Annotated in this window: 14 protein-coding genes; 10 read left to right on the plus strand and 4 right to left on the minus strand. The window is 73.1% G+C overall.

The window, feature by feature from the left end; translation table 11 throughout:
• Positions 1-126 precede the first annotated feature (126 nt).
• From ISP_RS04090 to ISP_RS04105, 4 genes are all read left to right on the plus strand, one after another.
• Positions 127-1620: a cell division protein PerM gene (locus ISP_RS04090; RefSeq protein WP_013222718.1), complete on the plus strand. Its 1494-nt coding sequence runs from the start codon at positions 127-129 to the stop codon at positions 1618-1620.
• Positions 1621-1697: 77 nt separating this feature from the next.
• Entirely contained in the window at positions 1698-2315 is a 618-nt protein-coding gene (gene purN / locus ISP_RS04095) for a phosphoribosylglycinamide formyltransferase (RefSeq protein WP_013222719.1), read from the plus strand.
• Positions 2305-3873 (plus strand): bifunctional phosphoribosylaminoimidazolecarboxamide formyltransferase/IMP cyclohydrolase, encoded by a 1569-nt coding sequence (purH, locus tag ISP_RS04100; protein ID WP_013222720.1) that lies wholly within the window; start codon positions 2305-2307, stop codon positions 3871-3873. The genes purN and purH overlap by 11 nt, the downstream gene beginning before the upstream one ends.
• Before the next feature lie 153 nt (positions 3874-4026).
• Positions 4027-4806 (plus strand): hypothetical protein, encoded by a 780-nt coding sequence (locus ISP_RS04105; RefSeq protein ID WP_013222721.1) that lies wholly within the window; start codon positions 4027-4029, stop codon positions 4804-4806.
• Here ISP_RS04105 and ISP_RS04110 read toward each other — a convergent pair.
• On the minus strand, positions 4803-5573 hold the full coding sequence (locus ISP_RS04110; RefSeq protein ID WP_230468706.1) for a hypothetical protein: 771 nt from the start codon (positions 5571-5573) through the stop codon (positions 4803-4805). The genes ISP_RS04105 and ISP_RS04110 overlap by 4 nt on opposite strands.
• A gap of 45 nt (positions 5574-5618) precedes the next feature.
• Positions 5619-6107 carry a GNAT family N-acetyltransferase gene (locus ISP_RS04115; RefSeq protein ID WP_013222723.1) on the minus strand — a complete coding sequence of 163 codons (489 nt, stop codon included), beginning with the start codon at positions 6105-6107 and terminating at the stop codon, positions 5619-5621.
• Between the two features lie 53 nt (positions 6108-6160).
• Here ISP_RS04115 and ISP_RS04120 point away from each other — a divergent pair, with 53 nt between their 5' ends.
• The 5 genes from ISP_RS04120 (at position 6161) to ISP_RS04140 (ending at position 13430) form a co-directional block, all read left to right on the plus strand.
• Positions 6161-6709, plus strand: coding sequence for an HD domain-containing protein (locus tag ISP_RS04120; protein ID WP_230468707.1), 549 nt, complete (start codon positions 6161-6163; stop codon positions 6707-6709).
• Positions 6710-6863: 154 nt separating this feature from the next.
• The gene (locus ISP_RS04125; protein WP_013222725.1) at positions 6864-7559 is read left to right on the plus strand and encodes a hypothetical protein; all 696 of its coding nucleotides are present in this window, start codon (positions 6864-6866) and stop codon (positions 7557-7559) included.
• A gap of 418 nt (positions 7560-7977) precedes the next feature.
• On the plus strand, positions 7978-9585 hold the full coding sequence (locus ISP_RS04130; protein ID WP_459542242.1) for a DNA polymerase Y family protein: 1608 nt from the start codon (positions 7978-7980) through the stop codon (positions 9583-9585).
• A gap of 2 nt (positions 9586-9587) precedes the next feature.
• Positions 9588-10118, plus strand: a complete 531-nt coding sequence (locus ISP_RS04135; protein WP_013222727.1) for a hypothetical protein — start codon at positions 9588-9590, stop codon at positions 10116-10118.
• Positions 10119-13430: an error-prone DNA polymerase gene (locus ISP_RS04140; protein ID WP_037374098.1), complete on the plus strand. Its 3312-nt coding sequence runs from the start codon at positions 10119-10121 to the stop codon at positions 13428-13430.
• On the opposite strand, the gene ISP_RS04145 is transcribed toward ISP_RS04140, so the two are convergent.
• Positions 13402-14151, minus strand: coding sequence for a class I SAM-dependent methyltransferase (locus ISP_RS04145; RefSeq protein WP_013222729.1), 750 nt, complete (start codon positions 14149-14151; stop codon positions 13402-13404). The genes ISP_RS04140 and ISP_RS04145 overlap by 29 nt on opposite strands.
• Positions 14152-14279: 128 nt before the next feature.
• Between ISP_RS04145 and ISP_RS04150 the strand changes: the two genes are divergently transcribed.
• Positions 14280-14867 carry a pentapeptide repeat-containing protein gene (locus ISP_RS04150; protein ID WP_013222730.1) on the plus strand — a complete coding sequence of 196 codons (588 nt, stop codon included), beginning with the start codon at positions 14280-14282 and terminating at the stop codon, positions 14865-14867.
• Positions 14868-14913: 46 nt separating this feature from the next.
• Here ISP_RS04150 and ISP_RS04155 read toward each other — a convergent pair whose 3' ends face one another.
• Entirely contained in the window at positions 14914-17934 is a 3021-nt protein-coding gene (locus ISP_RS04155) for a glycohydrolase toxin TNT-related protein (RefSeq protein ID WP_013222731.1), read from the minus strand.
• Between the last annotated feature and the right edge of the window lie 111 nt (positions 17935-18045).

An 18045-nucleotide genomic window follows, 5' to 3' on the forward strand; every position in this document is an offset into this window, starting at 1 on the left:
CTTCGAACACCCGCTGTGACGCTCTATGTCACAGCGGGTGTTCTTCGTCGGGGGAGCCCCGACCGGGTGAGCTCCCGCGCCCGGTGGCGGCGTGGCTCACCCGGACGGAGCAGCCCGGATGTCAGGGTGCTGATCATGGAGCTGCTCACCGACGACCCCCACCCGCCGGGTGAAGCGGTGGGCGAGCCCGGACCCGGCGTCGAACCCGCCCCGGCGTCCCGGCTGCGCGTGCTGCTCGCCGCCGCTCTCGGACCGCTGGTCACCGGCTACGCCGCCGTCGCGACCGTGCTGGCCCTGGTCGCCCTCACCGCGGGCCGCTCCGCCTTCTCCACCACCGGCGTGCTGCTGGCCGCCGGGCCCGGCTGGCTCGCCGCGCACCAGGTGCGCCTCGGTATCGGCGGCCACCCCCTCGGACTGCTGCCGCTGCTGCCGACGCTGGGCGTGGTCGCCCTCGCGGGGCGGACGGCGTCCGGCGCCGCCCGGCGCCTCGGCTGCCGGTCGTTCCGCGAAGCCCGGCCGGTGCTGATCACGATCACCGGCACGCACGCGGTGTTCGGGCTCGTCGTCGCGCTCTGCGCGCAGGGTTCGCCGGTGACGGCCAACCCGGCGCTCGCCTTCGCCGTGCCCGGGCTGCTGGCCGCCGCAGCCTCGTGCGCGGGCATCACCCGGTCGTGCGGGCTGCCGGACGCCGTCGCCGACCGCATCGACCCGCTCGCGCTGCGCGGGCTGCGCGTCGGCGCGATGAGCCTGGCGATCCTGGTGGCCGGCGGTGCCGCCGTGTTCACCGTCGCGACCGGGCTGTCGTGGGCGACGGTGTCCGGCACCTATGAACCCGGGTTCGGCACCAGTTTCGGGCTCTTCCTGCTCTCGCTGCTGTACCTGCCGAACGCCGTGGCGGCCGCGCTGTCCTTCGTCACCGGGCCCGGGTTCTCGATCGGGCCGCTCTCCGTCGGCATGTTCGGCTACCGCGGCGGCGCCGTGCCCGCCGTCCCGCTGCTCGGCGGCCTGCCCGAGCACCACGCGGCCTGGTGGCCGGCGCTGCTGGTGCTGCCCGCGGCGGCCGGCGCGCTGGCCGGCTGGTCGCTGCGCAAGGCCGACGCCGATCCGGCGCAGCGCATCCGCGCGGTCGCGGTCGCCGGTGCCGTCGTCGCGCTGGGCTGCGTCGTGCTGGGCACGCTGGCCGGCGGGCGGCTCGGTGACGGCCCGTTCGACCCGGTGAGCGTCCCGGTCGGCGTCGCTTCGATCGTCGCGTTCTGCTGGATCGTCATCCCGGGGTCGTTCGTCGCGTTCTTCACCGGCGAGCACGAGCCGGCCGCACCGCCGCCCGAAGCGCTCGAAGACAACGAGGCCTTCCAGGACGCCGACGACGTCGACGCCGAAGAAGCGGCCGAAGCCGTCGAGGAGCTCGAAGCGGCTGAAGCCTCCGAGAACTCTGAAGAGTCCGAAGAGGACGAGGAGATTTTCGCCGAGGACGCGGAGTTCGAAGCCGAGGCCGACGCCGAGCTCGGGCTCGGCGAACCGGCTGAGGACGTCCCCGAAGCCGCTCCCGGACCGGGCGGCGCTGTGACCGGAGGCACCGAGACCTGCGGCGACGTCGAGCCGGACGAGGGCGACCGTTAGGGTTTAGGTGACCTGGTGAAGCGCCGTGCGCCCGGCTGCGCACCGCCCGCGGCAAGGAGCCCGCTCTGTCTCAACGGTTGGACCTGCCCACTCCGGTGAAGCTCGTCGTGCTCGCGTCGGGCTCCGGCACCCTCCTGCAGGCGGTGCTGGACGCCACCGGGCGGTCCGGCTTCCCGGCCAAGGTCGTCGCGGTCGGCGCCGACCGCACCGGCATCGAGGCCCTCACCCGCGCCGAGCGCCTGAGCATCCCGTCGTTCACCGTCCGCGTCGCCGACCACCCCGACCGCGCCGCGTGGGACAAGGCGCTGACCGAGGCCGTCGCGGCGTACCGGCCCGACCTGGTCGTCTCCGCCGGATTCATGAAGATCCTCGGTGAGCAGTTCCTCGGCCGCTTCACGGTGATCAACACGCACCCGGCGCTGCTCCCGTCCTTCCCCGGCATGCACGCGGTCCGCGACGCCCTGGAGGCCGGGGTCAAGGTCACCGGCTCGACCGTGCACTTCGCGGACGCCGGGGTCGACACCGGGCCGATCATCGCCCAGGAGGCGGTCGTCGTGGAGAGCGACGACGACGAAGACGTCCTGCACGAACGGATCAAGGCCGTCGAACGCAGGCTGCTGGTGGAAACGATCGAGCGACTCGGCCGCGGTGGCTGCACCGTGGACGGACGAAAGGTGACATTTCGTGAGCACTGACCTGGGACGGCGCCCGGTCCGCCGGGCGCTGATCGGCGTCTCGGACAAGGCGGGCCTCCTGGACCTCGCGACCGGCCTGCACGCGGCCGGCGTCGAGATCGTCTCCACCGGTGGCACGGCGAAGGCCATCGCCGACGCCGGGGTCCCGGTCACGCCGGTCGAGCAGGTCACCGGTTTCCCGGAGTCGCTGGACGGCCGCGTCAAGACGCTGCACCCGCACGTGCACGCCGGGCTGCTGGCCGACCAGGGCAACCCCGACCACGTCGAGCAGCTGCGCAAGCTGGACATCGCGGCGTTCGACCTGCTCGTGGTGAACCTGTACCCGTTCGCGCAGACCGTCGCGTCCGGCGCGAGCCCCGAAGACTGCGTCGAGAACATCGACATCGGCGGCCCGGCCATGGTCCGCGCGGCGGCGAAGAACCACGGCAGCGTCGCGGTCGTCGTCGACCCGGCCCGCTACGGCTGGGTGCTCGAGCGCGTCGCCGACGGCGGCTTCGAGTTCGAAGACCGCAAGCGCCTCGCCGCCCAGGCGTATGCGCACACTGCGGCGTACGACACGGCTGTCGCGTCATGGTTCGCCAGCGCGTACGCCCCCGACGAGAACACTGTCGACGCCGGCTTCCCGGACTTCCTCGGCGCCACCTGGGAACGCGCCGACGTCCTGCGCTACGGCGAGAACCCGCACCAGAAGGCCGCGCTGTACAAGAGCCAGAACCCGGGCCTGGCGCACGCCGAGCAGTTGCACGGCAAGGCCATGTCGTACAACAACTACGTCGACACCGATGCCGCCCGCCGCGCCGCGTACGACTTCGCCGAGCCCGCCGTCGCGATCATCAAGCACGCCAACCCGTGCGGCATCGCGATCGGCGTGGACATCGCCGAGGCCCACCGCAAGGCGCACGCGTGCGACCCGGTTTCGGCCTACGGTGGCGTCATCGCGACGAACCGGCCGGTCAGCCGCGAGGCCGCCGAGCAGATCGGCGAGATCTTCACCGAGGTCGTGCTGGCGCCGGACTTCGACGCCGAAGCCCTGGAGATCCTGCAGCGCAAGAAGAACATCCGGCTGCTGAAGCTGCCGGCGGCCCCGGCGTCGCCGATCGAGTTCCGCCCGATCTCCGGCGGCGTCCTGCTGCAGACGGCCGACGCGATCGACGCTTCCGGCGACGACCCGGCGAACTGGACGCTCGCCACCGGCGCCGCGGCCGACGAGCAGACCCTGCGCGACCTCGAGTTCGCGTGGCGCTCGCTGCGCGCGGTCAAGTCCAACGCGATCCTGCTGGCCACCGACGGCGCGACCGTCGGCGTCGGCATGGGCCAGGTCAACCGGGTCGACTCGTCGCGGCTCGCGGTGGCGCGGGCCGGCGACCGGGCCAAGGGCTCGGTCGGCGCGTCGGACGCGTTCTTCCCGTTCCCGGACGGCCTGGAGGTGCTGACCGAGGCGGGTGTCCGCGCGATCGTGCAGCCCGGCGGCTCGGTCCGTGACGCCGAGGTCATCGCGGCGGCGGAGAAGGCGGGCGTCACCATGTACCTGACGGGGACGCGCCACTTCGCGCACTGACCGCTTTCGGGGGCTCCGGGTGGCGGAGCCCCCGGCCCCGGGGCGAAGCTCCGGATGTCACTGACCGCTTTCGGGGGCTCCGGGTGGCGGAGCCCCCGGCCCCGGGGCGAAGCCCCGGATGTCACTGACCCGCTCTTCGAGAGGGAGGGCTCGATGCAGCAACCGCCGCCGTACGGCCAAGGCCAGCCGGGGTACCCGGGCTATCCGCAGCAGCCCGGATATCCGCCGCAGCAGGGCTATCCGTCCGGGTACCCGCAGCAGCAGGGCTATCCGCCCGGGTATCCACCGCCGGGCTACCCGCCGGCCGGGTACGGCGCACCGACACCGCCGCCGAAGAAGAAGCGGACCGGGCTGGTCCTCGGCATCGTCGGCGGCGTCGTCGTGCTGCTCGGCGCGGGCATTCCGCTGGGCATCTTCGCGGGCGACTACTTCGCGAGCACCGGCGCGGCACCGTCGTCGTCGCCGGTGCCCGCCGAGTGCCAGGTCCCGGCGCCGGTGCTGGAGAAGGCGGGCTTCCCGAGCTTCGTGCTGGGCGGCCAGGGCACCCAGGACCTCCCGGGCATCAAGCAGCAGGGCTGCAGCTGGAAGCCGGGCCCGGACGAGAACGTCCGCGACGCCACCATGCACGTCCAGATCACGCAGTACTCCGGGGCGAGCGCGCGCGAGCAGGCGAACGACCTGTTCAAGCCGAAGGCACCGGCGCTCCCGCCGACGGACGTGCGCGGCATCGGCGACAAGGCGGTCCTGGTCCGGCTGGCCACCGACAGCGCGTTCAGCGGGTCCGAACTGCATGTCCTGAAGGGCACGACCGTCGTCATCCTCGAAGTGTCCGGCTGGGACAAGGGGTTCTTCTCGAACTCGCCGATGCCGCAGGAGGAAACCGACGCGGCCGTGCAGGCGGTCGGCGCGGAGATCGTCAAAAAGCTGCGCTAGGCGGGCGCGGGCAGCGTCCGGCAGAGCGCGGCCGGGAACTTCGGCTCGACCACCAGGATCTCCGCGCAGCCGGCGGAGCGGGCCTGCGCGAACGACGTCCACCCCGCGTCGCTCCAGCGGAAGGCGGTGCGGGACGGCGGCTCGGACTGGTGCTGCAGGAGGTCGAGGATCAGCCAGCCCGGCACGCACGCGCGGATCGTGCCGGGGCTCACGGCACCGGCGGCGGACACCGCGGCACCGATCCACGCGGGATCGCAGTGGTCGGCGGGCGCGGCACAGCTGCCTTGGCGGTCGCAGTGGCCCCAGCCCGCGCCCAGCTTGTGCCAGGCGTTGCCGGTGTCGGCGTTGAGGATGACCGTCCGGTCCGCGATCGGGTCCCTCGTCGTCAGCCGCACTTCCGCGGCCACCTTGTCCTGGCAGCCGCCCGCGGCCGGGCGGGTCGAGTAGACGACGTCCGCGCGGATGTCCGTCTTCGCCTCCACGACCTGTTCGATCCGCGGCTCCCGGACGCAGCCGGGGTCCTTGCCGGGCAGCGCGACCTGGACGAAGAGGCTGTGGTCGTCCGAACCGGGGCGGATCCCGGTGATGTCGGCGCGGAACGAGCGCCACTGGGCGCCGATGGTCGTGGGCGCGGTGGCCGCGGCCGTGGCGCCCGGAACCCCGCAGCCGGCGACGACCGCTGCAGCCGCTACTGCCGCTCCCACCACTCCTGCCGCGACGAGGGCGCGGGTGACTGCCGAGTCCGGCCGTCTCCGCGGTTCGGTCATCGCCACCCCCAAAGTCCACCGGGGAATCTAGCCGACGCCGCAGCGTCAGGCGGCCGGACCGGGTTTTTCGCGCAGCGTGACGTTCTTCTCCAGGTAGACCGCCCCGGCGATGTGGCCGTCGGGCGCCGGCGCGTCGGTGAGCCGGTAGCCGGCCCGTTGGTACAGCGCGATGTTGCGGGTACTGCGCGCCCCGGTGAAGAGGGCGAACCGGCGGGCTTCCGCGGGCGCCTGCGCTTCGGCGTGGGCGAGCAGCCGGCGACCCAGTCCGCGCCCGGCGAAGTCCGGTGCGACCATCAGCCTGCCGAGTTCCCAGCGGTCCCCGTCCAGACGGGCGCGCACGGCGCCGATCAGCCGGTGGTCCTGCCGCAGCACCCACACCGACCACGTTTTCGTCCAGTCACGCACGTCTTCGAGGGTCTCGTGCAGGGCGGGGATGGCGAGGGTGTCGTTGAGGACGGCCTCCTGCACCCAGCAGCAGCGCTGGAGGACCAGCAGTTCGGCGCAGTCTTCGGGGCGGGCGTCGGTGAGCTCCACGCCGCCTGTCTAGTGACCGGCGCCGGTGCGGGCAACTTCATTACCGTGGCGGGGTGAACCTGCGTCACGCGCTCGACGCCCCGGGATTCGCCCCGCTGCCGCCCCGGGCGCGGACTTTGCTGGAGACACTGGCCGCGCCGCCCCGATTGGGCGCGCACCTGCGGGTGGTGCACGACGTCGTGGTCACGCTGACCGGGTGGGTGGGGCCGCGGGTGGACGTCCCCGCGGTGCTGTTCGGTGCGGCGACGCACGACATCGGGAAGATCCTGCATCCCAACGAGCTGTCCGGGCCGGGATCGGCGCACGAGCTCGCCGGGTACTCGTTGCTGCGTTCGCGGGGGGTCGAGGAGTCTTTGGCGCGCTTCGCGCGGACGCACGGCTCTTGGGACGCTGCCGACGTCACCTTCGAAGATCTGCTCGTCACGCTGGCGGACAAGGTGTGGAAGGGAAAGCGGCTGCCGGAGCTGGAGCAGCGGGTCGCCGAGCGGCTCGATGGGCCGCCTTGGGAGACCTTTCTGGCCCTCGACGACGAGCTCGAGCGGATCGCTTCCGGTGCCGACGCGCGCTTGGCTTTCCAAGCCGCGTACCCCACTAGTGGGTGACTTGACACCTCGAGTGGTTCGCGGTTGACTGGTCTCAGTCGAACAGACGTTCGACGTGGAACCGCCGCCTTCCCCGCGGCGAACCAGTGCTGTCGGTCGCGTTTTGGGAGAGGCTCGGCCGCCGGCCCTAGTCCGTAGTGGGGAGGTGCGTGCGGTGACCGCTGTGGTGGAGCCGCCGGTGGCCCGGCTGGCGGCCCTGCCCGGGGTCAGCACGGCGAGCCGGGTGGCGGCCCAGGCCGAGCGGGCCAGGGCGACGGGAAGGGTGCTCCCGGTCGTCCCGGCGCTGGCCGGGCTGCTGCCCGACATCGGGCTCCGGCGCGGGAGCACGGTGGCGGTCCACGGCGGCACCTCGCTGCTGCTCGCCCTCCTCGCCGCGGCCACGACGGCGGGCTCCTGGGCGGCGGTGGTCGGCATGCCCTCGTTGGGGATCGCGGCGGCGGCCGAATACGGGGTCGACGTCACCCGCCTGGCCCTTGTCCCGCGTCCCGGGGCGGAGCTCCCGGCGGTGATCGCGGCGTTGCTGGACGGCGTCGACGTGGTGGCGGTCCAGTCGGAGACGATCCAGCCAGCCGTGGCGCGTCGGCTGTCGGCCCGGGCTCGTCACCGCGGTTCGGTGCTGGTGTCGGCGGGGGCATGGCCCGGAGCGGACGTGGAGCTGTCATGCCGTCGTGAGCCTTGGTCGGGCCCATCCGGTGGGTACGGCCACCTCGAGTCACGCCGGGTGCGGGTCCGAGCCCACGGCCGCGGCCCGGCAGCCCGCCCCCGCGCGGCCGACCTCCACCTCCCGGCAGCCGACGGCGAGATCACCCAGGCGCTCCCCGCCCCCTCGCTCCGCGAGGCCACCGCATGACTCCCACCTACCCCCACCCCCCATGCCCCGCCAGCCACGCATGTGACCTCACCAGTCACGCGAGATGCCCTTCCAATCACGCGAGTTCCGCCTCCAGTCACGCGAGATCGGGTCCTGCTCCCGCGAACCGACCCTCCGGGTGCGCCGGCCGACCCTCCAGCGACGCGAACCGACCGTCGGGGTACGCGAGTCGACTCTCCGAGGACGCGAACCGACCCTCCGAGGACGCGAACCGACCCCGCAAGTACGCGGGCCGACCCTCTGGGTGGGTGGGCCAACCCTTGGGGTGCGCGAGCCGACCCTCCGAGGACGCGAGCCGACCCTCCGAGTGCGTGGGCCTACCGCCCAGGTCCGCGGGCGGACCACCACTCCATGACCTCCGCCCGCGTCGCAGTGGCGGTCGAGTTCGGGAGGCCAAATGACCGTCCCGTCCCCACGCAGCACACCCGACGCCCCCGCCCGCATGCTCGTCCTGTGGTGCCCGGACTGGCCCGCCGTCGCCGCTGCGGCCGTTGGCGGGGTTGATGCCGCCCTGCCCGTTGGCGTCTTCAGCGCCAACCGGGTTGTCGCCTGCAACGCCGTTGCCCGGCGGAGTGGCGTCCGGCGGGGGATGCGGCGGCGAGATGCTCAGTCGAACTGTCCGGAACTCGCCGTCTTCCCCGCCGACGACGGGCGGGACGCGCGGCTTTTCGAAGCCGTCGCGCGGGCCGTCGAAGGGCTCGTTGTCGGGGTCGAGGTCGTGCGGCCCGGGCTGGTCGCCGTTCCCGTCGACGGGGCTGCCGGCTACTTCGGCGGAGAACACGCGCTCGTCGAACGGCTTCTCGACGAGGTCGCCGCGGCGGCCGGGGTCGAGTGTCAGGTCGGCGTCGCCGAGGGGCTCTTCGCCGCGACGCTCGCCGCGCGCTGCGGTGAGCTCGTCCCGGCCGGGCGGGTTGCCGAATTCCTCGCCCCGCTTCCGGTCACCGAGCTCGACCAGCCCGGTGCCGACCGTGCGGAGCTAGTCGATCTGCTCCGTCGCCTCGGGCTGAAGACGCTCGGTGCGTTCGCCGACCTGCCGGAACGGGACGTCGCCAACCGCTTCGGTGCGGCCGGGCTGCTCGCCCACCGGCTGGCGCGCGGCCGTTCCGAACGGCCGCCGCTGCGCCGCCGGCCACCGCCCGAACTGGCGCTGGCCGAGGAGTTCGACCCCGTGGTCGAGCGGGTCGACGTCGCGGCGTTCCTCGCCAAAGGGCTTGCGACGCGGTTCTGCGCGGCCCTCGCCGGGCACGGTCTCGCCTGCACGCGGCTCGGCATCTACGCGGTCACCGAAGAAGGCGAACACCTCGGCCGGGCGTGGCGCTGCGCCGAACCGCTGACGCCCGCCGGCGTCGCCGATCGCGTGCGCTGGCAGTTCGAGGGCTGGCTGCGCGCCGCGCCCGGGCAGCGTCCGACATCCGGCGTCGTGCGGCTGCGGCTGGAACCCGAGGAGGTCGTCGAAGGGCGGTCGCTGCAGCTCGACCTGTGGCGCAACGGCGGTTCCGACGAGGCCGACGAGCGGGCGGCCCGCGCGTTCGTGCGGGTCCAGGGCCTGCTCGGGCCCGAAGGCGTGCTCACCCCGGTGCTCGACGGCGGCCGCGACCCGGCGGGCCGCGTCTGGCTGGTGCCCTGGGGCGACCCGCGCGAGCGGACGACACCTCCGGACGCGACCTGGCCGGGGCGGCTGCCGTCCCCGTCCCCGGCGACGGTCCTCGACCGGCCGGTCCCGGCACAGGTCTTCGACGACGGCGGCCGGGCCGTCGGCATCACGGCCCGCGACCAGCTCACGGCGCCCCCGCGACGCCTCACCATCGCGGGCGGCGCGGGCCGGGAGGTCGTGGGCTGGGCGGGCCCGTGGCCCCTGACGGGCGACCGCCGCCGGCCCGGCCCGCGGCGGGCGCGGCTGCAGCTGGTCCTGGCCGGTGAGGGAGACGAGCCACCCGAGGCGGTGCTGGTGCACTGCGCAGGCACGGAAAATCCACTGTGGACGGTCGAGGGAGTGTACGACTGAGCATGGACGAGAACTACGCACGAAAGCTGCGCAACTGGCTGCGAGCCGAGCCCGGCGCCACGCCCAGCGGGACATCGGAGGAGCGCGAGTGGCTGCGCGAGATCCCCGAGCCCGCGACGGACGAGCAAGCGGACACGCCGGACAGGTGGACGGTCCGCGGGCAGCTCCCGGAGCCGCCCGCCGCCGACGACGAGTGGATCTGCCCGGTGATCACGCTTCCGGTCCAGCGCTCGTCGCGGGAGAACGGGTGCCGCATCAGCGGAATCGAGATCCGCTGGAGCCCGCCGGCGCGGGTGGGCGGTCGCGCGGGGACGCGGGGCGTGAGCCGCATGAGCCGGGCTGAGGCGAGCCAACCCACGAACGCGGACGGCCACGCGGAGGCGCCGGATGTAAGCCGCATGGGTGACGCCGAGGCGCCGGCAAGCCCCATGACCGAAGCCGAAGCCCGATCCCGCTGGAACCACCCGACCAACTGGCACCGTCGCCGCCGGGCGGCGGAGGACCAGCGGCGCGACCAGCCCGGGAGTCACTGAATGGGCTGGAACAACCCACCCGTCCGCTGGAAGGACCTCGCCCGCACTCTCGCCGGCGGGATGCCGCCGGGCGACCACGGTGACAGTCCCGCCTGGGGCCGTCACCGCGAGGGATACCAAAGACCCGGCGACCTTCCCGCCCGGCGCAACGATGATGGCGCCGAAACCGTCCGCGTTCCCTACGCCGAACTGCACTGCCACTCCAACTTCAGCTTCCTCGACGGGGCCAGCCACCCCGAAGAACTCGTCGAAGAGGCCGCGCGCCTCGAACTCGACGCCATCGCCCTCACCGACCACGACGGCATGTACGGCGTCGTGCGCTTTGCCGAGGCCGCGCGGGAACTCGGCGTCGACACCGTCTTCGGCACCGAGCTCAGCTTCGGCCTGCGCAGCCCGCAGAACGGCGTTCCCGATCCGGAAGGCGAGCACCTCCTCCTGCTCGCCCGCGGCGACCAGGGCTACCGGGCCCTCTGCCGCGCCATCACCGCCGGGCAGATCCACCACCAGGCCGAAAAGGGACGGCCCAGCTACGACCTCGGCGCGGTCGCCGAGGAGGTCGCCGGCCAGTGCGTGGTGCTGACGGGCTGCCGCAAGGGCGCCGTGCGTTCGGCCCTCGTCGCGCACGGCCCGGCGGCCGCCGCGGAGAAGCTGAAAGAACTGGTGGACCGCTTCGGGCGCGACAACGTCTACGTCGAGCTCACCGACCATCGCCAGCCCCTCGACAGCACCCACAACGACCTCCTGACGCAGCTCGCCGGCGAACTCGGCCTGCCGACCGTCGCCACCACCGCCGCCCACTACGCGCGGCCCGAACGTGCCCCGCTGGCCGATGCTCTCGCCGCGATCCGGGCCCGGCGGGGGATCGACGAACTCGAAGGCTGGCTGCCCGCCGCCGGGACAGCCTTCCTCCGCAGCGGCGCCGAAATGGACGCCCTGTTCCGGCGGTACCCCGGCGCCGTCCGGCGCAGTGCCCTGCTCGGCATGGAATGCGCGTTCCCGCTGAAGCTGATCGCCCCCGAGCTGCCGCCCTTCGACGTCCCCGAGGGCTACACCGAAACGACCTACCTCCGCGAGCTGACGAAGGAAGGCGCCGAGGAGCGTTTCCAGGGCAAGCCACACGAAGAACAGGCGAAGGAACAGATCAAGCACGAGCTCGCCATCATCGAAGAACTCGGCTTCCCCGGCTACTTCCTCATCGTCTGGGACATCGTCCGGTTCTGCCGCGAGCACGACATCCTGTGCCAGGGCCGCGGCTCGGCCGCGAACTCGGCCGTCTGCTACGCGCTCGGCATCACCAAGGTCGACTCCGTCGCCTACGAACTGCTCTTCGAGCGCTTCCTCGCCCCGGACCGGGACGGCTACCCCGACATCGACCTCGACATCGAGTCCGACCGCCGCGAGGAGGCCATCCAGTACGTCTTCGAGAAACACGGCCGCCTCAGAACCGCCCAGGTCGCGAACGTGATCACCTACCGCGCCCGGTCCGCCGTCCGCGACGCCGCCAGGGCACTGGGCTACTCGCCGGGCCAGCAGGACGCCTGGAGCAAGCAGATCGACCGCTGGGGCTCGCTGCAGAACACCGAAAAGGACCACGACCACGACATCCCGGACGAGGTCCTGCAGCTCGCCTTCGCGCTCGAGGACTTCCCGCGGCACCTGGGCATCCACTCCGGCGGCATGGTCATGTGCGCCGAGCCGGTGAGCCAGGTCGTCCCGGTCGAGTGGGCGCGGATGGCCGACCGCAGCGTGATCCAGTGGGAGAAGGAGGACTGCGCCGCCGCCGGGCTGGTCAAGTTCGACCTGCTCGGCCTCGGCATGCTGTCCGCGCTGCACTACATGATCGACCTCGTCGCGGAGTACAAAGACGAACAGGTCGACCTGGCCGAGCTCGACCTGGCCGACGAGAAGATCTACGACATGCTGTGCCGCGCCGACGCGATCGGCGTCTTCCAGGTGGAGAGCCGGGCGCAGCTGGCGACGCTGCCGCGGCTGCAGCCCCGCGAGTTCTACGACCTCGCCGTCGAAGTCGCCCTGATCCGGCCGGGCCCGATCCAGGGCGGCTCGGTGCACCCGTACATCCGCCGCAAGCAGGGCCGCGAGGAGTGGACCTACGACCACCCGCTGCTGGAGAGGGCGCTGCACAAGACCAAGGGCGTGCCGCTGTTCCAGGAGCAGATGATGCAGATCGCGCTGGACGTCGCGAACTTCACCGCGGCCGAGGCCGACCAGCTGCGGCACGCGATGGGGTCGAAGCGGTCGGACCGGAAGATGGACCTGCTGCGGCAGCGGTTCCTCGAGGGCGCCGCCGCGAACGGGGTCGATGACGAGCTCGCGCAGAAGATCTTCCTGAAGCTCAAGGCGTTCGCGAACTTCGGCTTCCCGGAGAGCCACGCGCTGAGCTTCGCGCACCTGGTCTTTTCCAGCGCCTACTTCAAGTTCTACCACCCGGACGCGTTCCTGGCGGGCCTGCTGCGCGCGCAGCCGATGGGGTTCTACTCACCGCAGTCGCTGGTCGCCGACGCGCGGCGCCACGGCGTCACCGTGCACGGCCCGGACATCAACCGAAGCCTGCCGCACGCGACCCTGGAAGCCTTGCCGGACAAGGGAAAGCTCCACGCCGTACGAACCGGGCTGAGCACCGTGCGCAAGATCGGGGAAGACCTCGCGAAGCGGATCGTCGCCGAGCGCGCGGAGAACGGCGACTACCGCGACATGGCCGACGTCGCTCGTCGCGTGCGGCTGACCACGCCCCAGATCGAGGCGCTGGCCACGGCCGGTGCGTTCGCCGGATTCGGCGGCGATCGCCGTCAGGCGCTGTGGACCGCGGGCGCCGTCGCCGGCGAACGCCCGGAGCGGTTGCCCGGCCTGGTCGGCTCACCGGCGCCGGTGCTGCCTGGGATGGACGGGCTCGACGTCGCGGCGGCGGACGTCTGGGCCACCGGCGTGTCGCCGGACAGCTACCCGACCGAGTTCATCCGCGACCGCCTCGACGAACTCGGCGTCGTGCCGGCGGGCGGCTTGGCGGACCTCGACGACGGCGCGCGCGTGCTGATCGGCGGCGCGGTCACGCACCGGCAGCGCCCCGCGACCGCGGGCGGTGTCACCTTCCTCAACATCGAGGACGAAACAGGGATGATCAACGTGATCTGCACGCTCGGGCTCTGGCAGCGCTACCACCGCGTCGCGCGCAGCAGCCCGGCGCTGCTGATCCGCGGGGTGGTGGAGAAGGCCGACGGCGTGGTCAGCGTCCTCGCCCACCGCATCGAGCCGCTGCCGATGCGGATCAAGGCGAAGTCACGGGACTTCCGGTGAGGGGGCGCCGGACGATCGTGACGATTTCCGGGCTGGTGTCCGACACCGGCGAACGGTCCCAGTAGCCGTACTGCTCGTCGACGACCAGCCCGGCTTCCTCGACGAACCCGTTCAGCGAGGGGACGTCGAGGAAGCGCAACGTGCTCTCGCTGTACCGCGGCGCGTCCCAGTTCGGGCTTTCGTACGTCGTCCGGAAGCTGACGTACCCGTTCTCGAACGGCCCGGCGTCGTTCCACGAGCGGACCTCGCCGGTTTCCCAGACGTTGTCCGGTGTCCAGCGTTCCCAGCCGCGGGCGGCCGGGTTGCGCGTGTCGAAGCCGAACCGGCCGCCGGGGCGCAGCGCGCGGAAAACGGCCGAGAACGCCGTGCGCAGCTCGTCGTCGGTCAGCAGCACCTGGAACGCGTGCCCGGTCATCACCGCGAAGTCGAACTCGCCGGCCCAGGAGGCGGTCGACAAATCGCCGTGGACCCACTCGATGTCGTCCCGGCGGCGGGCCTGGACGAGCATGCCTTCGGCGGGGTCGAGGCCGACGAGCCGTCCTTCGTGGCCGGACTCGCGCGCCCAGTGCAGCAGGGAACCGGTGCCGCACCCGACGTCGAGGACGGACTCGGCGGCCATGATCATCGGCAGGTAGAACTCGAAGTCGCCGCTGCTCTCCCGCGGGTTCATCGCGTCGTAGAGCGAGGCGAGGCCGGCGTCGGTGTAGTGCTGGTCGGGCATGAGATCACGCTAGCGATCGGCCGGCACCGGACAGCGAGAAGACCCATCGGCCGGGTGCGGAGCTGGTCCACCCCCGTCCATAGTGGACGAGTGCAAGCCGCTCCGGGCGGTGTGGCACCCTGGGGCCCGTGCTGGAGACGGGGGAGGACTACCGCGAAGCGGTGTTGTCCGGGCAGTGGTGGGAAAAGCGCCGGTTCACCGGGTGCGACTTCACCGGCGCGGACCTGAGCGGGCTGCGGACGCGCGGCTGCACCTTCGACGACTGCGTGTTCAGCCGGGCCGACCTGTCGCGCTCCCGGCACGACGCGTCGGCGTTCCGCTCGTGCACCTTCGACCGGACGGTGCTCGCCGAAAGCCGCTGGACGGCGTGCTCGCTGCTCGGCACGTCGTTCACCGACAGCGGGTTCGGCGGCATCGCGCTCACCGAGTGCGACCTCTCGCTCGCGTCGCTGGCGAAGGCGCGGCTGCGCAAGCTCGGGCTCTCCGGCCTGCGGCTGCGGGAAGCCAACCTGATGGAAGCCGACCTCACCGGCGCCGACCTGCGCGGCAGTGACCTGACCGGCGCCCGGCTGCAGGGCGCGAAGCTCGAGGGCGCCGACCTGCGCGGGGCGCGGCTCGACGCGAACGCCCTGGTCCAGGCCGATCTGCGGGGCGCGGAGGTCGACGTCGAAACGGCGATCGCCTTCGCCGCCGCGCACGGGCTCGTCATCCGCTGAAACCACGAAGGCCCCGGCAGTGCGCTGCCGGGGCCTTCGCAAGCACTCAGTCGATCGGGGGTTCGCCCGGGTCGAGCTCGATCAGGTCGCCCTCGGCCAGGAGTTCTTCGATCGACGCCGGCAGCAGGTACGCCGACCCGCCGCCCGGCTGGTTGAACCACGGGATCGCGACGCCGGCCAGCGTCTCCAGGGGCCGTTGCACCCGGTAGACGTGGTACGGGCGGTTGACCCACTCCGGCACCAGCGACCGCTCGGCGAACGGCGTGCCGGCCGCGTACGTCAGGTTGCCGTTCGGGCCGCCGAAGCGGTCCAGCTCGCTGCCCACGGGCAGTTCGCGCAGCTCCTTGCCGCGGAACAGCGTCAGCGGCGGCTCACCGGCCAGCGGGCCGATCGGCCACTGCTGCTGGCCGCCACCCCCGCCACCGTTGACGGCCAGGCGGGCCGGTTCGTCCCGCCGCTGCGGCGCGGGCGCGCCCGCCGGAGGGGGCGGTGGCACCGGCAGGACACCCTGCGGCATGGGGGCCAGGACCGTCGGCGCCGACGGCGGTTCGCGCCGGGGCGGTGCGGGCGCCCCGGGCGGCGGACCGGCCTGCTGGGCCATCGGCGGCGGCCCGGCCGGGACCGGCGCGGGCTGGCGCGGCGGGGCCGGCGGCTCGTCGTCCTCGATGTCGCCGAAGAGCTCGTCGGCGCTGGTGAACGCCGTCTGCTCCTGCGGCGGCACCGGCTCGGGCTTGCGGACCGGGTACGAGCCGGTGGCGATCTCGGGCGAGACCGTCGCGACGACCCGCTGCGGGGCGGCCGGTTCCGGTTCAGGTGCGGGCTCCGGCGCGGGCGGCTCCTCGGGGGGCAGGTGGCCCTCCGGGTTGAGCAGCAGCTTGCCCAGCATGAACGCGGCCGCGTCCTCGGCGTCGCCGAACACTGCGGGGTTGCTGAGCTTGCCGTCGTACCAGCCGACGCGCCAGCCGTCCTCGACCTCTTCGACGCTCCACCCGTGCTCGGCGGGTTCGCCCAGCTTGTAGCCGCTTTCGGGGACGTCGAGCTCGTCGAGCTTGGCCTGCAGGCCGGCGAGCACCGGGTGGTCCGGGGTTTCGCGGCGCAGCGCCCGGCGGCCCGGACGCGGGGGAGCAGGCGGCTCGGCCTGGGCCGCGGGCCGGGGTGCCGGCGGCTCCGGCACCGGCAGCACGCCGGGTACCTCGGGCTGGGTGATCATGGTCGGCGGCCCGGGGTCGAACGCGGCCTGCTCGCGCCGAGGCTGCTGGAATGGGGCCTCGCCTTCCGCACGGGCCGGCTGACGCGAGGGCTGGAAGGCGTGCTCGTCCTCGTGCCGCGGCGGCTGGAAGGCAGCGTGCGAAGGCTCATCGTCGCGGTGCGGCGGCTGGCCGGCCTGGAAGGCATGGGACGGCTCATCGTCGCGGTGCGGCGCCTGACCGCCCTGGAAGGCGTGGGACAGCTCGTCGTGGTGGGGCGGCTGACCGGCCTGGAAATCGGGTTCGTCCGTCGGCTGGAAGGCGGCGTGCGACGGCTCGTCGTCCTGGTGCGGCCGGCCGGCCGGGAAGGCGTCCGCCTGGCCGGTGTCGAACGCGTGCCCCGCCTCGTCGTCCGGCCCGGGCGGACCGGAGTCGAACGCCGCGTGCGCCGGCTCGTCCTCCCGGTGGTCGGCCGGTTCCTCGTCGTGCAGGGCCGGCCCCGGCTCGAACGCCTGCTCGGCCGGGAAGGCGTGCTCGTCTTCCCGCGGCGGCTGGAAGGCGGCGTGCTCGTCGTCGCGACGCGGGAAGGGCTCGCCGTCCCGCGGCGGCTGCTCCTGCCCGATCGGCTGGTCGGGGACGTACTCCGCGGTCTCTTCCAGGTCGGGCACCCGGCCCGCCTCCGGCGACGAGCCGTTCGTCCCGACCGCGTGCTCCGGCCGCTCCGCGTACTCCTCGTCGTCGTACTGGTGGTCTTCCTCGGCGAAGCGGTCTTCGAACTCCTGCTCGTCGTAGCCCTCTTCGGCGTATTCGTGCTCTTCGGCCGCGGCCTCCGGCTCGGCCGGCGCGTGCACCGAGAGCGGCGCCTCCACCGGCGCGGGCGGCTCCTGGTGCTGCTGCGGCGGCGCGACGGGCGGGGGTGCGACGGGCGGCGGCCCCACGGGCGCCTGCTGCTGCGGGGGACCCTGGGGCGGCAGGCCCTGCGGGGGCGGCCCCTGGGGCGGCGGGCCCTGCGGCGGCGGGCCGGCCGGGCGCTGCTGCTGCGGCGGCGGCTGGTTGCCCCGGGTCAGGTACGCGGCGGCGGCCTGCAGCGTCGGCTCGTCCACCGGCGGCAGCTTGAAGCCGACGGTGCGGACGTGCTCGACCAGGTCCGGTTCGGGCGAAACGCCGTACTTGTGCAGGTAGAAGTTGACGGCGGCGGGCCAAATCCACTGGCCGTCGCTGTGGAAGGCGACCGGGACGGTCGCTTCCGGCGTCGCGGCCAGCCGGTCGATGTCGTAGCCGCGCTCGGGCACCACCAGCGGGGCGTGCTCGAGGTACTCCAGCAGCCGGTCCTGCTCCTCGACCTCGAGGTCGGGGCGGTTGATGACCGGGCGGCCCGCCGGGCCGACGGTGTCGAAGATCCGGGCGATCCGGAAGTGCGGCCCCGGCTGCTCCGGGCCGAGCCCGGACATCCGCCGGATCAGCCATTCGGGGACGTTCTCCTCGGTGCGCGGGAACATCCGCAGTTCGTCGGAGTAGGCCTGCGGCGGCGGCGCGAGGTTCCACACCGGCTCGTCGCGGTTGTACTCGAGGTTGTAACTGGACGGGTGGTCGAGCTGGTAGCGCGCGTTGAACCACGTTCCGCGGCCGTCGCGGTACATGCCACCGCGGAGCCTGCCGAAGAGGGTCGCGATGTCATGGGTGGCGAGCCACTCGTGCACCGTGCCGTCCTCGGTGACGATCTCGCCGGTCAGCTCGTGGTACCTGCCGAGCGCCCGGTACTCCGCGGTGACTTTGCGCCAGTCGCGCGGCGCGGCACGCAGCAGGGCAAGTCCGATCTGCTTGACCAGGGTGTCCTGCTCGGTCGCGTTCAGCTGCGTCGTCGGTTGTGCCACCCGCACATTTTGACTGTTCGCGCGCGCGAGTGCACCCCGCATGTGGGTTTTGCCGCTCGGCCACCCGGTGGCACACGTCCTGACCTCGGGTGATGCGTCGTGCGGTAGATCACAGGT

The organism is Amycolatopsis mediterranei, from assembly GCF_026017845.1.
Classification (GTDB): domain Bacteria; phylum Actinomycetota; class Actinomycetes; order Mycobacteriales; family Pseudonocardiaceae; genus Amycolatopsis; species Amycolatopsis mediterranei.